Origin of the sequence: Pseudomonas sp. BCRC 81390 (genome assembly GCF_030341915.1) — a bacterium.
In the GTDB taxonomy this organism is placed as follows: Bacteria; Pseudomonadota; Gammaproteobacteria; order Pseudomonadales; family Pseudomonadaceae; genus Aquipseudomonas.
Map to the genome: position 1 here is coordinate 1 of NZ_JATAAG010000063.1, position 15,277 is coordinate 15,277.

Genomic DNA, 15,277 nt, shown 5'->3' on the forward strand with positions numbered 1-15,277 from the left:
CAAGGACAAGTTCCTGCCCATGGTGGTCGAGGCCCTGAAAGGCTGGAAACCGGGTAACCCGCTGGATCCACAGACCACTGTCGGTGCCCTGGTCGATACCCAGCAGATGAACACTGTGCTGTCGTACATCGAGGCTGGTCACAAGGACGGCGCCAAGCTGCTGGCTGGCGGCAAGCGCACCCTGGAAGAGACCGGCGGCACCTATGTCGAGCCGACCATCTTCGACGGCGTGACCAATGCCATGCGCATTGCCCAGGAAGAAATCTTCGGCCCGGTGCTGTCGGTGATTGCCTTCGACACCGCCGAAGAGGCCATCGCCATTGCCAACGACACGCCATACGGCCTAGCCGCTGGCATCTGGACGTCGGACATTTCCAAGGCCCACAAGACCGCCCGTGCCGTGCGCGCTGGCAGCGTCTGGGTCAACCAGTACGACGGCGGCGACATGACCGCACCGTTCGGTGGCTTCAAGCAGTCGGGCAATGGCCGTGACAAGTCGCTGCACGCACTGGAGAAGTACACCGAGCTAAAGGCGACCTGGGTCAAGCTGTGATTTCACGGGCCGCGAAGCGGCCTCGATTGTCGAGTCGTGAAAAGGAGTGTTGAACCCGTTCTGAGCCTCACGTGAACATTGAATCGCCTCTGCATCCACAGATACCTTTGAGCGTCCGGTTTTGGCCCATAGCCGCCTCTAGCGAACGGCAGCTATGGGTCGATAGCAGACATTCGCAACTGACTGCTATCGGCCCTTAGCTGCCCGTTGTTACAGACAGAAATCGACACGCAGCTTTCTGTTTAAAGTACGCATCGCTGCTGACATTTGAAAACGATCATCGACTACTTCCCTTTCTCATAAAAAATGAAAGTTGATTCGACCTGATTAGGCCCACCAGTGTAGACCGGCGATTAGAAAAAAGGCGAGCCACAGAGGGCTCGCCAAAGGGGAGGTAAACGGAGAAACGTCAGTTGGCTAACAGTTTGCCACGCACCAGGCTGGACAGTGTTTTCACAGTCAGCACGCTCACTGCCACGGTGAGGAACAGCAAGATCAGTACGGCGATAGCCATCAGCACAGTGTTGTTCTGGGCATGTGCGTATTTCAGTGCAGCATTGCTCAGGGCCGCGATGGGAAAGCTGATTGCCCACCACGAAGGAGCAAAAGGCACATCGCGACGGAATACTTTGAAGCTCAGCACCACGAACAGGAACAGGCCGAAGTAGAACAGCACGCTGGAAAACCGGTCGATCTCGCCAAACACATTGGTGTACGCCAGGAAACCGACTTCAAACGGGGCAATCAGGACCATCAGCGAAGGCACCATGCCTTTGGCCAGGGGAGCCTGATGGACAAGGCGCGAGAAGATCCGGGTGTAGAAAACCAATGCCAGCACCGCACCCACGGCCAGTGCAAACAGATTGAATTCGGCAGCCCAAACCATCGGCATGTGCGCGCCGGTGACCGCGATATCAAGGGTCGCAACGCCCGGGATTAACCAGACCGGCACTGCATTCAACGTGTCCTGCGCGCCCGACAGCAGGCGCGAAATCACCAGCACGGCGAGCAATACGGTCAGTACGCTGCCCACTACCCACAATGCTTCGCCGACCAGCGGGCTGTAAGGCGCCACCACAGCGGAAAGCAACAACAACGCGATGGTGACAGTGCCGAAAAAGTTGCTGGCAACCGGGTGATTAAATTCGCCCCGTACCGCTTCGGGATGTTTGAACCATTTAGTCAGGTAGCCCAGGGTCAGCAGAACAAATACCAGACCGGCAAACGCTCCTATCGCCTCACCCAGCTCACCGCCGATAGCAAAGTACTGGCCACTCAAGCGCCAGGCCAGACTCAGGCCAGCCAGTCCCATGACTGAGCCAAACAAATTGATGGGCAAGTTTTTGATGGAAGTCGTGCTGGTGGTTACAGATTGAGCCCCAGTAAAGTTGGGTGTGGATGCAGCGTTCATGGCAGTCTCCCGTTTGACTGAATATGCTGTTGAGGCTCTTTTCAGCCAAACAAGTATTGGCTTAAACGTTAGCATTACGACATTTTCAGCCAATGATTCGACGAGGACAGACATCATGCGCATCGCCTTCCTTGCCTTCCCTCGCGTGCAACTGCTGGATGTGGTCGGTCCGGCTGATGTCTTCGCCGAAGCAGCCAAGCAATTGGGCAACCCACGGGCCTACCGAGTCGAAGTGATCGGCACCGAAAAAGGCATGATCAAAGGCTCAAGCGGATTGACCGATGGTTTCAGAAGAGCCTTCACGCGTCGTCTCGGGGTCGGTCCGACTGACTATCGAAAACGATTTTCTTCAATGTGATGTAAAAGGAGGCCGCTAAAATCCTGTTTCCAGAGGATGATCCAACCCCTGCACAAAGGCCTCGCTGGCGCTGTACAGGCGTGGGTCAAAGGACAATCCGCCAGCGATGAAAGGTAACGGCTCGCCGCCCAGCATGTTCTGAATCCACGCCGGGTCGATGTAGGCCATGCGGTAGCGAAAGCCCCTTTCGGTGCCCGCCATGCCGTCATGCACTTCGTCAGGGGGCAACACCAGCGTGTTGCCAGGCACAGCGTGGCGCAGCGCCCCTTTGTAGTGAACGCTCTGCACCCCGGCCAGGGTACGGCCGATCGAGTAGCTATCGTGACGATGCGGGTCGTAGCCAGGGCCGCCGAACCACGCTTCGATGCGCTCCACGCCGCCTGGCATGGCGCTGCGGATGACCCAATCGGAGGAGGCCGACCGCTCTGCATGTGCTTTCATCAATGCCCTGCCGCGACGCCGCCATCCAGTGGCTGTGCGCCATCCTATTTCAGAAAGCAGCAGGCACCCAGTCCATCTTTTTACCGATGGTGGCCATCGGGATCGCCAAGCACCAACTCGGGTCAAAACCTGCAGCCAGGTGCAGAACGCGCTTTTTTGATGCATGCCCGCCGCCAGCCCTGCACACAGCCCGATCTCAAACGTGCGCTACGCAACTGTTAGCAGCACAGGAAATTCCCCCTGATTCAAAGGGTTGCCGCTTGTTCACCAGCACTCCCGCGCTGCGCCGGGCTTTCGGCACCTTCATTGCAAAGGCTTGTTGCGCGCAAGACGTACTTGCTCGAACGAAGCAGAGGCTCACGACAGACACAGGACCCACCTACCCCAGCAAGGCTGCACCGAGAAATTTGTAGATGACCGCAATGAAGCTGCCGGCAACGGCGGCAAGGAGTGGGTATGTCCCGGGCATTTTTCAATGAAATGTACGAAACGAACGGCAGTTGCCGCCCGCATTACCAGGAGTTCGCCCGCTGGTTGGCCAACACCCCGCAGGAGTTGCTGGAGCAACGTCGACGCGAAGCCGACCTGCTGTTCCACCGCGCCGGTATCACCTTCACCTTGTACGGTGACGAACAGGACACCGAGCGCCTGATCCCCTTCGACATCATCCCGCGCAGCATTCGCGCCAGCGAATGGCGGATGGTGGAGCGCGGCTGTATCCAGCGCGTGCAGGCCCTGAACCTGTTCCTCGAGGATATCTACCACGACCAGCGCATCCTCAAGGCCGGCATCATCCCGCCAGAGCAAGTGCTGGCCAACGAGGGCTACCAGATCGCCATGCAGGGTCTCGGGCTGCACCGTGGCCTGTATGCGCATATCGCCGGCGTCGACCTGGTCCGCGATGGCGATGGCAGCTACTTCGTGCTGGAAGACAACCTGCGCACCCCCAGCGGGGTCAGCTACATGCTCGAAGACCGCAAGATGATGATGCGGCTGTTCCCCGAGCTGTTCGCCGCCCAGCGTATCGCCCCGATCGACCACTACCCCAACCTGCTGCTGGACACGCTCAAGAGCGCCAGCCCGCTGGACAACCCCACCGCCGTGCTGCTGACCCCCGGCCGCTTCAACAGCGCCTATTTCGAACATGCCTTCCTGGCCCGGGAAATGGGCATCGAGCTGGTCGAGGGCGCCGACTTGTTCATCCGCGACGAGCATGTCTACATGCGCACCACCGCCGGCCCGCAGCAAGTCGACGTGATCTACCGCCGCCTGGACGACGATTACCTCGACCCGCTGTCGTTCAACCCTGACTCGATGCTGGGCGTGCCGGGCCTGATCTCGGTGTACCGCGCCGGCAATGTGGTGCTGGCCAACGCCGTGGGCACCGGGGTCGCCGACGACAAGTCGATCTACCCCTATGTCGACGACATGATCCGCTTCTACCTGAGCGAAGAGCCGATACTGAACAATGTACCCACCTGGCAATGCCGCAGGCCGGCCGACCTGTCGCATGTCCTGGCCCACCTGCCCGAACTGGTGGTCAAGGAAACCCAGGGCTCCGGTGGCTACGGCATGCTGGTCGGGCCGGCATCGACCAGCGCCCAGATCGAAGACTTCCGTGCCCGCATCAAGGCCCGCCCGCACGCTTATATCGCCCAGCCCACCCTGTGCCTGTCCACCTGCCCGACCTTCGTCGACAGCGGCATCGCGCCGCGCCACATCGACCTGCGCCCGTTCGTGCTGTCCGGCAGTGAAACCCGCCTGGTGCCAGGCGGCCTGACCCGCGTGGCCTTGCAGGAAGGCTCGCTGGTGGTCAACTCGTCGCAGGGCGGCGGGACCAAGGACACCTGGGTGGTGGAGGACTGAACCATGCTTTCAAGAACCGCTTCCGACCTGTACTGGATGTCCCGCTACCTGGAGCGCGCGGAAAACCTGGCGCGCATGCTCGAGGTCAGTTATTCGCTGTCACTGATGCCCCAGGCCGGGCGCAGTGACGGCCATGCCGAGCTGGCCATGTCGCTGCTGGCATCGGGGACGCTGGACGACTACCGCCGCCGCCACGGCGAGCTCGACAGCGAGCGCATGCTGCACTTCTTCGCCCTCGACGCGACCAACCCCAGCAGCATCTATTGCTGCCTGCAGGCGGCCAGGACCAATGCCCACGCGGTGCGTGGCCGCATTACTGCCGACATGTGGGAGAACATCAACGCGACCTGGATCGAGATGCGCAACATTGCCGGCAATGGCCTTGGCCGTTATGGCATCAGCCAGTTCTGCGACTGGGTCAAGGAACGCTCGCACCTGTTCCGTGGGGCAACCTCAGGCACCATCATGCGTAACGATGCCTACAGCTTCATCCGCCTGGGGACGTTCCTGGAGCGGGCGGACAACACCCTGCGCCTGCTCGATGCCCGCTACGAAATGTTTGGCGAGGCCTCCGAAGAAGTCAGCGACGACTCGGCCCGCGGCTATTACCAGTGGAGTGCCTTGCTGCGCGCACTGACCTCGTACGAAGCCTTCAACGAGCTGTATCGGGCCGCGCCCAGCGCCCGGCCGGTTTCCGAACTGCTGTTGCTGCGGGTGGACGTGCCTCGCTCGCTGCACGCCTGCATCGAGGAACTGGACCAGATCCTTGCCAGCCTGCCCGGCAGCAACCGCCGCGCCGCCCAGCGCATGGCCGCTGAACTCAATGCGCGCCTGCGCTACACCGCCATCGACGAGATCCTCGAAGCCGGCTTGCACCCGTGGCTGAGCGACTTCGTCGGGCGCATCTACCAATTGGGCCAGGCGGTCCACCACTCCTATCTGGAGGTCGTATGAAACTGTCCATTCGCCACGACACCACCTACAGCTATGCCAGCGACGTATGCAACAGCATTCAGTTCCTGCGCCTGACGCCGCGCAGCAGCGAGCGTCAGCGCATCGACCAATGGCAGCTGGAACTGCCCTGCGAGGCCAAAGGCCAGATCGACCCGTATGGCAACATCCTGCACGTGCTGACCCTGGACAAACCCCACGGCCACCTGGCCCTGACCGCCAGCGGCCAGGTGGAGATCGACCCGGAACGCGAGCAGGAGGCCGGCGAGCAGTCGCCGCTGCCGTTCCTGCGCGGCAGCCACCTGACCCAGGCCGATGACACGCTCAAGGCCTTCGCCAACCGCCACTGCGGCGAGCACCGCGACCGCGCGGCACTGGTCGGGCTGATGCACGGGCTGGCCGAGCACATGCCCTACAGCCCGGGCGCAACGTCGGTGGGCACCACCGCCATCGAAGCGTTCAGCGGCGCTGCCGGGGTCTGCCAGGACCACACCCACGCCTTCCTCGCCTGCGCGCGCAGCCTGGGGATACCGGCGCGCTACGTCTCCGGTTACCTGTGCACCGAAGACGAGCAGCACCTGGCCAGCCATGCCTGGGCCGAAGCCTGGGTCGACGGCGCCTGGTACAGCTTCGACATCACCAACCGCCTGACCCGGCCGGAGCGTCACCTGAAGCTGGCCGTGGGCCTGGACTACCTCGATGCCTGCCCGGTCAGGGGCGTGCGCCGTGGTGGCGGCGCCGAATCGCTGCAGGCCAGCGTCCATGTGCACCGCCAGTGACAGGCGCTGCCCCATTTCCGAAAAAACAAGGGAAACAGCATGACCTACTGTGTCGCCATGCACCTGGCGGACGGGCTCGTCTTCATCAGCGATTCACGCACCAATGCAGGCATTGACCAGATCGCCAGCTTTGCCAAGCTGTTCGTGTTCGGCGTGCCGGGCGAACGCCTGGTCGTGCTGCAGACCGCCGGCAACCTGGCGACCTCGCAGTCGGTGGTGAACCTGCTGCGCCAGCGCACCCGCGGCCCCGGCACCCACCTGCTGAACGTGGCCACGCTGTACGATGCGACGGTGCTGGTGGCCGACACCGTGCGCGAAGTGGTCAGCCGCGATCGCAGCAAGTTGTCGGCCGGCATCGACCTGAGCAGTTCGTTCATCGTCGGCGGCCAGATTGCCGGCGACCCGATGGCCATCTACAACGTCTACGCGCAGGGCAATTTCTTCCAGGCCACAGCGGATACGCCGTTCCTGCAACTGGGCGAAAGCAAGTACGGCCGACCGATTCTGGACCGCAACCTGGGCTACCACACGCCGCTCGATGAAGCCTTGCGCTGCGGCCTGATCTCGTTCGACTCGACCATTCGCAGCAACCTGTCGGTGGGCATGCCGCTGGACCTGTTGGTGTATCACAAGGACAGCCTGGAAGCGCCGCAACGGCAACGGATTACCAGCGACGATGCTTACTACCAGCAGATCCGCAGGCAGTGGAGCGACGGTTTGAAACGGCTGTTGGCCGAGCTGCCCGCGCCGCCCTATGGCTGAATGGCCATGCTGCCGATCGGTAGGAGCGGATTTATCCGCGAAACAGGCGACGCGGTGGCTGCACCACCTGCGCCCGTGATCACGGCTGAAGCCGCTCAGGAGCTATGCCAGGGGAATGGTCAGGCGGTCGATTACCGCCCGGGTTTCCGGGCGCACCCCGCGCCACCAGGCAAAGGCCTCCGCCGCCTGCTCCACCAGCATACCGACACCGTCGGCCAGACGCGCCACACCTTGCCCCTGGGCCATGCGCAGGAACGGCGTCAGGCCTTTGCCATAGGCCAACTCGTACGCCAGCCGTGTCTTGCCCAGCACATCGTCCGGCAGCGGTGGCAGCTCACCGCTGAGGCTCGCGGAGGTGGCGTTGACCACGATATCGAATGCCTGCCCCTGCAGTTCCTCATAGCGGCTTATGCGCAGGCGCGGGTGGTCCAGTTCATTGCGCAAGGTCAGTGCCTTGGCCATGTCGCGGTTGGCCAGCACCAGCTCGCGCGGCCCGGCCTGCAGGAACGGCAGCAACGCCCCGCGCACCGCGCCACCGGCGCCGAGCAGCAGCAGCCGACGGTTGGCCAACGGCTCACCCAGGTTTTCTTCGATATCGCGCAACAAGCCAATGCCATCGAAGTTCTCGGCGTAGATCCGGCCATCCTCGAACTTCAGCGCATTGGCCGCCCCCGCCAGCTGTGCGCGCTCGCTGCGCTGGTCGGCCAGCTCGAATGCGCGCAGCTTGAACGGCGCAGTGATGTTCATGCCCAGGCCGCCCTCACTGCGGAACTGCAACACCTGGGCCTCGAAACCCGCAAGCTCGCCCTCGATGGCCTCGTACACCAGGGATTGGCTGGTGGTCTCGGCAAACAGCCCATGGATCAAGGGCGACTTGGTGTGGTTGATCGGCCGGCCGATCACTGCATAGCGGTCGTTCATGGTGCATCTCCGTGGGTGAACAGCACACCGTCTGCCTGCATGTCGGTGATTTCTTCAGGGCTGAAGCCAAGCCCGGCGGCCACTTCGGCATTGTGCTGCCCCAGGTCCGGGGCCACCTGGCGGATCGTGGTATCGCAGTCGGAAAAGCGGAACGGCAGGTTCGGCAGGCGCAAGGTGCCGTAACGCGGGTGCTGCTGCTCCAGCAGCATGCCTCGCGCCTGGATCTGCGGGTCGGCCAGCACTTCGTCGATGCGCTGCACCTTGGCGCTGGGGATGTCGGCCGCATCGAGCAGTTGCAGGATATCTGCGACCCGACGTGCGCCGACCCAGTCGCGGACCACGGCAAGGATCGCCTGGCGGTGACTGTTGCGACCGTTCAGGCTGTGGTAGCGGCTATCGCTGCCGAACCCGGTCGGGCCGCCGTTGGTTTCGAGCATCGCGGCAAAACGCTTCCAGGCATCGTCGACCTGGGCGGCGATCACCAGGTCGCCATCGGCGGCGCGGAATACACCGTACAAGGTGGAGGTCGGCATGTCGTGGCCAGTCTGTTCGGGAAGCACGCTGCCGGCGGACAACGTGTAGCACTGCACTGCGTATTCATGCATCGACACCAGCGCGTCATACAGGGCCATGTCGATGTGCTGGCCACGGCCACTGCTGACCCGGCCCAGCAGCGCCGCATTGATCGCCGCCACGGCATGGATGCCGGTGTACATGTCGCCCAGGGAAATGCGCAGCAACGGCGGCGCTTCGCCCGGCACGCCGACCATCTGCATGATCCCGCTCTTGGCTTCGGCGATCAGGCCGAAGCCCGCGCGGTGGGCATCCGGCCCGGTGTGGCCGTAGGCGGAGATCGAGCAGTACACCAGGCGTGGGTTGCGCGCCGCCAGCTCGGCATAGCCCAGGCCCAGTTTGTCCAGGGCACCGGGGCGGTAGTTTTCGATGAACACATCGGCCGAGTCGGTCAGGCGCTGCATGAACGCCTTGCCGCGTGGGTCCTTCATGTTCACGCTGACGCCCTGCTTGCCCATGTTCAGCTGCAGGAAGTAACCGCTCTGCTGATCGTCCAGGGTGAACGCGTGCTGGCGGCCGGCATCGCCGCTGCCAGGCCGCTCGACCTTGATCACCTCAGCCCCCAGCGCGGCCAGGCAGCGGCCCACGTAGGGCCCGGCCAGGAAGTGGCTGTAGTCGATGACGCGGATACCCGCCAAGGGCAGTGCCTGGCTCATGCCTGCGCCCTCCGCGGCACCATCAGCCGGTGCTCGCCCCGTTGCACGACTTCGCCGTGCTGGTTGATCAGTTCCGATGGCAAGACCACGATGCCCCAGCCCGGGCGGCTGTTGCTCGGGCGCATCGCCCCCACGCGCATGCGCACGTGCAGCACATCGTCGACCTTGATCGGCAGTACGAAGTCCCAGGTCCAGCCCAGCGACATGCCCGGTACGAAGCGGTACTCGCACTGGGTCTTCAGGCCGTCGGCGATCGACAAGCCGAACAGGCCATGGGCAACCAGGCAGCCGAAGTGGCTGGCGTTGGCATACGCCTCGTCGACATGCACCGGGGTGTGGTCACCGGTGAGGTCGGCGTAGGCCAGGATGCGTTCGCGGGTCACGGTGTAGCTGGGGCTGATGCATTCGTCGCCTTCACGGGCATCGTCCCAGTATCTTTCCACCACGCTCATGCCTGTACCTCCGCACGCGGGTCGATGGCCAGCGCCTGGGCGACGCATTGCGCCGGCCGTGCCTGGATGAATTCGACGGCCAGGCCGTCGGGCAGGCGCAGCCAGTTGCGGCCCTGGGGCATTTCACTGACGCCAAAACGCTGGGCGGCTGCCAGCGCGGCCTCCAGGTCCTCGCACATGATGCCCAGGTGCGCCAGGCGCCCTTCCGGGCCGGTGAAGTCCGGCTGGTGGATGAACTGCAGGCCGCCGAGGGTCCAATATTGCGCAGGCTGCTCGACGTCGCCCTGGACCTCGCGCATGGTCATGCCACACACCTCGCTGAAAAAGCGGATGTGCCAGTGAATGTCGCGCACCCAGAACGCCACGTGTTCGAGGTAGGCTTTCGGCTGGCTCATGAATGACTCCCTTTCTGCTGATCGGCCATGGCGCGCTCGATACCTTTGATGCAAGCCACCAGGGTCGCGTTGACCGGCGTAGCCACGCCGTGGCGCTGGCCCCAGCGCACGACGGAGCCGTTGATGAAATCGATTTCGCTGACCGAGCCCTTTTCCAGGCTCTGCAGCATCGAGGTGCGGAAGCTCGCCGGCAGGCCTTCGGCGGCCAGCCGCCAGGCGGCGTCCGGGTCGGCAAGGCTCAGGCGGATACCGGCACGTTCGGCGACGGCGATGGCTTCGGCCACCGCAGCCTTGGCGGTGCTTTCCAGCAGCGGCTCGCTGTACAGCTGGCCATAGCTGAGCCGGGTAATGCCGCTGAGGGCACCCGTGGCGACGTTGACCAGCAGCTTGTCCCACATGGTGCCGAGAATGTTGTCGCTGACCGTGGTGGCGAGCCCGGCGCCGTTGAATACTTCGGCAATGGCCTGCACCCGTGGGGTGAGCCTGCCATCGAGTTCGCCGATGAAGGTCTGCTTGCCGGCCACTCCGGCACGAATCGAGCCCGGCCCCAGCAGCACGCCGCCGACGTAGGTCTTGCCGGCCAGTACCCGCTGCGCGCCCACGGCCTCGGCCAGCAGGTCTTCGTGGCCGAGCCCGTTCTGCAGCGACAGCACCAGCGTCTGCGGCCCGATCAGCGCGGCAGCACCGGCGATCGCCTCGCGGGTGTGGAACGACTTGACCAGCACCACCACCAGGTCGGCCACACCGACGTCTTCGGCGGCGCAGGCCGCATTCACCTGTACCTGGCGCACGCCGCGCTCGTCCTGCACCTTTAACCCGTGCCGCTGCATCGCCTCGACATGTGCGCGGCCACGGTTCAACAACCAGGTTTCATGCCCCGCCTCGCTCAAGGTTGCACCCATGGCGCAACCCAGCGCGCCGGCGCCCAGAATGCAGATTTTCACGTCGCAGACCTCCTGTGGTTTGCGACTACCTTATGCAGCAGGGCTTATTTGCGCTATACAATGCCTTCAATACCGGTATTGAGTTTTACAATAATGAACGCACTCGACACCCTGCCCGATCCCAAGCTGCTGCAGCTGTTCGATGTGCTGTACCAGTGCCGCAGCGTGACCCGTACGGCAGAACAGCTGGGCCAGAGCCAACCGACCGTGAGTATCTGGCTGGGCCGCTTGCGCGAAGAACTGAACGACCCACTGTTCGTGCGCACCCCCGGCGGCATGGCCCCTACCCCGCGGGCTGACCAGTTGATCGGGCCCTGCCGCGAAGTGCTGGAATCGCTGCGGCGCCTGACCACCTGGGCACCACAATTCGATCCGGCCACGGCGCAGCGGCGCTTTCGCCTGTGCGTCAGCGATGCCAGCCATATCACCTTGCTTCCCAGCATCCTCAACCACCTGCGCAGCCATGCGCCAGGGATTCGCCTGGAGGCGGCACGCATCGATGGCAATACCGAAAGTGCCCTGGAATCGGGCGAAGCGGACCTGGCCATCGGCTTCGTACCGTGGCTGGGCGCGGGCATGTACCAGCAGGTGTTGTTCGAACAGGACTGGGTCTGCCTGAGCAACCCGCACCACCCGCGCCTGGGCCAAGGCATCAGCGTGGCGCAATACCAGGCCGAAGGGCATGTGCAGGTCAGTGCCGGGACCGGGCAGAAGTTGCTCGAGGCCGGCCTGGCGCGGGCCGGCATCGAACGCAGGATCATGCTGGAACTGCCGGGGTTTCTCGGCCTGGGCATGATCGTCGGCTCGACCGACCTGGTGGCCACGCTGCCGCGTCATATCGGCCAGACGCTGGCCGCCATGCATGCTTTGCAGGTGCACGATTGCCCGTTTGCGGTAGAAGGCTTCACGGTCAAGCAGCATTGGCACGCCCGGTACCAGCAGGACAGCGGCAATCGCTGGATGAGGGAGGTGATCCGGGGGTTGTTCCAGGGCGCAGGCAGTCAGCATCGCTGACCCTGCTTCCGTCCGTGGAGGCCGGGCAACATGGATCAGGCAGCAGGCTTGAGCACTACCTTGGTCCAGCCATCATCGCGCGCGTCGAAATGCTTGTAGGCATCGGGGCCTTCGGCAAGCGTCAGGCGATGGGAGATGATCTGGGAAGGCTTGGCACGCCCGTGATGAATGAGCGCTGCAAGGCGCCGGTTATAGGCCTTGACGTTCGCCTGGCCGGTGCGGATATGTTGGCCCTTGAACCAGAACGCGCCGAAATCGAAGGCCATCTTGCCCTCCTTCGCCAGGTCGTTCTTCGCCCCCGGGTCTTCTGGCACGAACACCCCTACTACACCGATGCCACCGGTAGCCTTGGTCGAGGCAACCAGGTTGTTCATGGTCAGGTAGTTCACTTCATGGCCATGCCTGTTGCAGCACTGATAGCCCACGCATTCGCAGCCCCGGTCGGTGCCTCTGCCGTGGGTCAGGTTCATGATTTCTTCCACGGCCTTGTGCTCGACGGCGTTGATCGGCGTTGCCCCAAGTTGCGCGGCAAGCTGCAGCCGATCTGGCTGGTTGTCTACCACGAACACCTGCGAGGCGCCCTTGATGATTGCCGAGTACGCCGCCATCAGCCCGACAGGCCCGGCGCCATAGATCGCGATACTTTCGCCCGGTTGCAGACCGGCCAGCTCCGTTGCATGCCAGCCAGTGGGAAAGATATCCGCGAGCATGACGTAGTCGTCTTCGCGCTCCTGGGCGTCCTCCGGCAGCACCAGGCAGTTGAAATCGGCGTAAGGCACACGCAACAACTCTGCCTGGCCACCTTGATAGGGCCCCATGTCGGCAAAGCCGTAGGCGGCGCCGGCGGTCCCCGGGTTGGCCGTGAGGCAGAATCCGGTCAGGCCTTTTTCGCAGTTCTCGCAGAACCCGCAGCCGATATTGAAGGGCAGGCAGACACGGTCACCGACCTTGACCCGGTCGACCCCGGCGCCCACCTCGATCACTTCGCCAAGGTTCTCATGGCCGAACACACGCCCGGCTTCGAACGAGGTGCGGCCCTCATACATGTGCAGGTCGGAGCCGCAGATATTGCTGGTGGTGATGCGCACCAGCACGTCAGTGGGCTTTTCGATTCTTGCGTCCGGCACATCCTTGACGGCGACGTCACGCGGGCCGTTATAGACGATAGCTTTCATACTGAACTCCCGAATGTCAGGGGCACGAAAGGCGCCCTACACTGTTGGGGTAATGGCTTTGCCCTCGGTGTTCAGCCTGTGTGTGACAAGCCGGATCAGTGGCGCTAATCACCAGCGCGCCGGCGGTGGGTCAGCCGGTGAACAATTACTTGCCGTTGACTTTCCTGGGCCCGACGAAGGCGAAATCCGGGAAGATCTTGCCCCGGACGTACCAGACAAAAGCCAGCAGAACGATACTGATGGCCATCACGACAGTGGTGGTTGCCGGGTCGGATGCAAACCCTGCAAGCGATTTCGGAAGCTGCACCAGTGCGAGAAGAATGTACGCGTTATAGGCGCCAGCCCGGTGGTGGTAGAAGCCCCATACCAGAAGCAAGGGGATCAAGAGACTGGACGCAGCCACGACCCACTTGGCTGTTGACCCGATTTGGGCACCCCCTTGCAGCCCTGCAATAAGGCCAAGCAATGCCTGGACGAGCATTATCGTGATAAGAACATTGACTTTACGATCGTGTTCATCGCAACGAACTGGATCCGCATACGAAGCGATGAAGTAGGCTAACTGGCTGTCTTTTACACCCTGGCCGGAAAGCTGTGCGAACACTTGCGACTTTGCCGTGCCAGCATCGAGTAACTTGCGAACGCTTTTCTGAATCTCTTTCTTGCTCATCGCTACAGGTGAAAGGTGTTTTTCAGGCGTTGGCCTGACCGGTTTACTGCGACGCCACCGCAGTACAGCGACAGCGCCGACAGCGCCGAGCGCACCCATGATAATGCAGAAGTAAAAGACCCCATCCAGCGAGAAGGTCCCTGGCTTGACGCTGTCCGGCTTTGCAGGGTCGACAAGAATGCCGATTACCTTGCCTTGCCTGAACGTTGCAATTGACCTTTCGACCGACGCCAGGCTAGTCCCGCAGGGGGAACTCGATACTTCGAGCGGGGACGTGTGCTGTTGCCCGTTCAACTCGAAGGTCACGTTGACCGAAGGGCAATAGGTCATACCCTTGCTGCGCAACTCCTCAGCGATGGAAACAGTGGCAACAGTCGCGTTCAACTTCCACCAGGTCTTGACCTGTTCCCCTTTCTTGTGAGCATCAAGCGCTGCAAGCAGGCAGATAAAGGCAAAGAAAAACAGCACAACGAACAGGACCGCCCTCAGCAACAAGATCTTCATAAGACTCCTTGGCCACCGGGAGATGGAGTTCTATCGGCAAAGGCAGTTCGGCAGCAAGTTGCGCCGGCGGGCGATGGGCAGCTGAACTGAGGTTAGTTCATCGAAACTTTATTGCCATGCAACTTCCGGCCTCTGCACGCCTGCCGATCAGCCCGCCTTTACGCTTGCTTTTTTGGCTGGCGCGTGGCCGAAAAGGGATCCTGGGCAGGTGATGCTCAGGGATTGGACCCATACGCAATCTGTCGGGTCAGCGGAACTCGAAACCGAACCCAATGTCGTAGTGGCTACCAAGTACCCCAGCGCCTTCTGGAGGCGAACAAACATGAGAAAAACCCTGGTAGCCCTCTTTACCTGTGCCTTTGCGTTCGGCGCAACTGCCTTGTTACCAGCCGATGTTTCACCGATTGCCTCGGCGTATGCCAAAGGCGGCGGCGGGGGTGGTGGCCACGGTGGTGGCAGCGGTCATGGCGGCGGTGCCGGCCACGGCGGCGGGCTGGGCGGTGGTCAAGGCGCTGGCAAAGGTAGCCACACTGGCAATGGCATGGGCCTCAGCGATGATCACGCCGGCAAGGCCACGCGCGACCATGGCTTGAGCGGCAACCACTACGGCAGCTCGCGCAACAGCGACAACGGCCACGGTACTACCACCTCCGGTGTTGCCCATTCCAAGGACACCCGCGGCCTGGCGAAATCGACGGCGATCTCCGCCACGACCCCGGGTGACCACAACACCAAAGGGCTGAGCGGCGCGGCGCGAAACGCTTCGAAGAACGATCGCTGAACCGTAGCAGCGACTTCGTCGGGCACCGCTGAAAGCCTGCACGCTTCAGCAGCAACCAGCTGCTGAAGCGT

General features: G+C 62.7%; 16 protein-coding genes and 1 pseudogene. 8 read left to right on the plus strand and 9 right to left on the minus strand.

Going from position 1 to position 15,277, the window contains the following annotated elements:
- A partial coding sequence (locus QSV36_RS14725) for an aldehyde dehydrogenase family protein (RefSeq protein WP_289132672.1) occupies positions 1-553 on the plus strand: 553 nt, incomplete at its 5' end.
- A 409-nt stretch (positions 554-962) separates the two neighbouring features.
- Here the strand turns inward: QSV36_RS14725 and QSV36_RS14730 are convergent.
- Positions 963-1,964, minus strand: coding sequence for an SLAC1 anion channel family protein (locus QSV36_RS14730; protein WP_289132674.1), 1,002 nt, complete (start codon positions 1,962-1,964; stop codon positions 963-965).
- Here QSV36_RS14730 and QSV36_RS14735 point away from each other — a divergent pair.
- Positions 1,963-2,322, plus strand: a complete 360-nt coding sequence (locus tag QSV36_RS14735) for a type 1 glutamine amidotransferase family protein (protein WP_289132675.1) — start codon at positions 1,963-1,965, stop codon at positions 2,320-2,322. The two genes, QSV36_RS14730 and QSV36_RS14735, sit on opposite strands and share 2 nt — an antisense overlap.
- A 27-nt stretch (positions 2,323-2,349) precedes the next feature.
- Here QSV36_RS14735 and QSV36_RS14740 read toward each other — a convergent pair.
- A pseudogene (locus QSV36_RS14740) lies at positions 2,350-2,763 on the minus strand (AraC family ligand binding domain-containing protein); the annotation flags it as partial.
- 456 nt (positions 2,764-3,219) lie between these two features.
- On the opposite strand from QSV36_RS14740, the gene QSV36_RS14745 reads away from it, so the two are divergent.
- From QSV36_RS14745 to QSV36_RS14760, 4 genes are read left to right on the plus strand one after another with little or no spacing between them, the layout of a single operon-like run.
- On the plus strand, positions 3,220-4,629 hold the full coding sequence (locus tag QSV36_RS14745; RefSeq protein ID WP_200628006.1) for a circularly permuted type 2 ATP-grasp protein: 1,410 nt from the start codon (positions 3,220-3,222) through the stop codon (positions 4,627-4,629).
- Positions 4,630-4,632: 3 nt separating this feature from the next.
- Entirely contained in the window at positions 4,633-5,583 is a 951-nt protein-coding gene (locus QSV36_RS14750; RefSeq protein ID WP_289132678.1) for an alpha-E domain-containing protein, read from the plus strand.
- Entirely contained in the window at positions 5,580-6,359 is a 780-nt protein-coding gene (locus tag QSV36_RS14755; protein WP_289132680.1) for a transglutaminase family protein, read from the plus strand. The genes QSV36_RS14750 and QSV36_RS14755 overlap by 4 nt, the downstream gene beginning before the upstream one ends.
- A 39-nt stretch (positions 6,360-6,398) precedes the next feature.
- Entirely contained in the window at positions 6,399-7,121 is a 723-nt protein-coding gene (locus tag QSV36_RS14760) for a proteasome-type protease (RefSeq protein ID WP_289132682.1), read from the plus strand.
- A 102-nt stretch (positions 7,122-7,223) separates the two neighbouring features.
- On the opposite strand, the gene aroE is transcribed toward QSV36_RS14760, so the two are convergent.
- From aroE to QSV36_RS14785, 5 genes are read right to left on the minus strand one after another with little or no spacing between them, the layout of a single operon-like run.
- A complete protein-coding gene (aroE, locus tag QSV36_RS14765; protein WP_289132684.1) occupies positions 7,224-8,042 on the minus strand; it encodes a shikimate dehydrogenase in 819 nt (272 codons plus the stop codon).
- On the minus strand, positions 8,039-9,271 hold the full coding sequence (locus tag QSV36_RS14770; RefSeq protein WP_289132686.1) for a CaiB/BaiF CoA transferase family protein: 1,233 nt from the start codon (positions 9,269-9,271) through the stop codon (positions 8,039-8,041). Before QSV36_RS14770 ends, aroE begins: the two co-directional genes overlap by 4 nt.
- A complete protein-coding gene (locus QSV36_RS14775) occupies positions 9,268-9,723 on the minus strand; it encodes a MaoC family dehydratase (RefSeq protein WP_289132688.1) in 456 nt (151 codons plus the stop codon). Before QSV36_RS14775 ends, QSV36_RS14770 begins: the two co-directional genes overlap by 4 nt.
- Positions 9,720-10,118 carry a VOC family protein gene (locus QSV36_RS14780; protein WP_289132689.1) on the minus strand — a complete coding sequence of 133 codons (399 nt, stop codon included), beginning with the start codon at positions 10,116-10,118 and terminating at the stop codon, positions 9,720-9,722. Before QSV36_RS14780 ends, QSV36_RS14775 begins: the two co-directional genes overlap by 4 nt.
- Positions 10,115-11,062 (minus strand): ketopantoate reductase family protein, encoded by a 948-nt coding sequence (locus tag QSV36_RS14785; protein ID WP_289132690.1) that lies wholly within the window; start codon positions 11,060-11,062, stop codon positions 10,115-10,117. Before QSV36_RS14785 ends, QSV36_RS14780 begins: the two co-directional genes overlap by 4 nt.
- A gap of 93 nt (positions 11,063-11,155) precedes the next feature.
- On the opposite strand from QSV36_RS14785, the gene QSV36_RS14790 reads away from it, so the two are divergent.
- On the plus strand, positions 11,156-12,076 hold the full coding sequence (locus tag QSV36_RS14790; RefSeq protein ID WP_289132692.1) for a LysR family transcriptional regulator: 921 nt from the start codon (positions 11,156-11,158) through the stop codon (positions 12,074-12,076).
- A gap of 35 nt (positions 12,077-12,111) precedes the next feature.
- Here the strand turns inward: QSV36_RS14790 and QSV36_RS14795 are convergent, their stop codons facing one another.
- Both QSV36_RS14795 and QSV36_RS14800 read right to left on the minus strand, forming a co-directional pair.
- Positions 12,112-13,251 (minus strand): glutathione-independent formaldehyde dehydrogenase, encoded by a 1,140-nt coding sequence (locus QSV36_RS14795; protein WP_289132693.1) that lies wholly within the window; start codon positions 13,249-13,251, stop codon positions 12,112-12,114.
- Between the two features lie 145 nt (positions 13,252-13,396).
- Positions 13,397-14,425 (minus strand): DUF3592 domain-containing protein, encoded by a 1,029-nt coding sequence (locus QSV36_RS14800; RefSeq protein ID WP_289132695.1) that lies wholly within the window; start codon positions 14,423-14,425, stop codon positions 13,397-13,399.
- Between the two features lie 322 nt (positions 14,426-14,747).
- On the opposite strand from QSV36_RS14800, the gene QSV36_RS14805 reads away from it, so the two are divergent.
- Complete coding sequence (locus tag QSV36_RS14805; RefSeq protein ID WP_289132696.1) at positions 14,748-15,206, plus strand: hypothetical protein; 459 nt, start codon at positions 14,748-14,750, stop codon at positions 15,204-15,206.
- Positions 15,207-15,277 lie beyond the last annotated feature (71 nt).

What these genes read in the sequence shown, in the direction of transcription:
- QSV36_RS14795 (WP_289132693.1), bottom strand. Translation starts at nt 13,251, where the DNA reads ATGAAAGCTATCGTCTATAACGGCCCGCGTGACGTCGCCGTCAAGGAT.
- QSV36_RS14770 (WP_289132686.1), bottom strand. Translation starts at nt 9,271, where the DNA reads ATGAGCCAGGCACTGCCCTTGGCGGGTATCCGCGTCATCGACTACAGC.
- QSV36_RS14745 (WP_200628006.1), top strand. Translation starts at nt 3,220, where the DNA reads ATGTCCCGGGCATTTTTCAATGAAATGTACGAAACGAACGGCAGTTGC.
- QSV36_RS14805 (WP_289132696.1), top strand. Translation starts at nt 14,748, where the DNA reads ATGAGAAAAACCCTGGTAGCCCTCTTTACCTGTGCCTTTGCGTTCGGC.
- QSV36_RS14780 (WP_289132689.1), bottom strand. Translation starts at nt 10,118, where the DNA reads ATGAGCCAGCCGAAAGCCTACCTCGAACACGTGGCGTTCTGGGTGCGC.
- QSV36_RS14735 (WP_289132675.1), top strand. Translation starts at nt 1,963, where the DNA reads ATGGCAGTCTCCCGTTTGACTGAATATGCTGTTGAGGCTCTTTTCAGC.
- QSV36_RS14775 (WP_289132688.1), bottom strand. Translation starts at nt 9,723, where the DNA reads ATGAGCGTGGTGGAAAGATACTGGGACGATGCCCGTGAAGGCGACGAA.
- QSV36_RS14800 (WP_289132695.1), bottom strand. Translation starts at nt 14,425, where the DNA reads ATGAAGATCTTGTTGCTGAGGGCGGTCCTGTTCGTTGTGCTGTTTTTC.
- QSV36_RS14760 (WP_289132682.1), top strand. Translation starts at nt 6,399, where the DNA reads ATGACCTACTGTGTCGCCATGCACCTGGCGGACGGGCTCGTCTTCATC.
- aroE (WP_289132684.1), bottom strand. Translation starts at nt 8,042, where the DNA reads ATGAACGACCGCTATGCAGTGATCGGCCGGCCGATCAACCACACCAAG.
- QSV36_RS14790 (WP_289132692.1), top strand. Translation starts at nt 11,156, where the DNA reads ATGAACGCACTCGACACCCTGCCCGATCCCAAGCTGCTGCAGCTGTTC.
- QSV36_RS14755 (WP_289132680.1), top strand. Translation starts at nt 5,580, where the DNA reads ATGAAACTGTCCATTCGCCACGACACCACCTACAGCTATGCCAGCGAC.
- QSV36_RS14750 (WP_289132678.1), top strand. Translation starts at nt 4,633, where the DNA reads ATGCTTTCAAGAACCGCTTCCGACCTGTACTGGATGTCCCGCTACCTG.
- QSV36_RS14730 (WP_289132674.1), bottom strand. Translation starts at nt 1,964, where the DNA reads ATGAACGCTGCATCCACACCCAACTTTACTGGGGCTCAATCTGTAACC.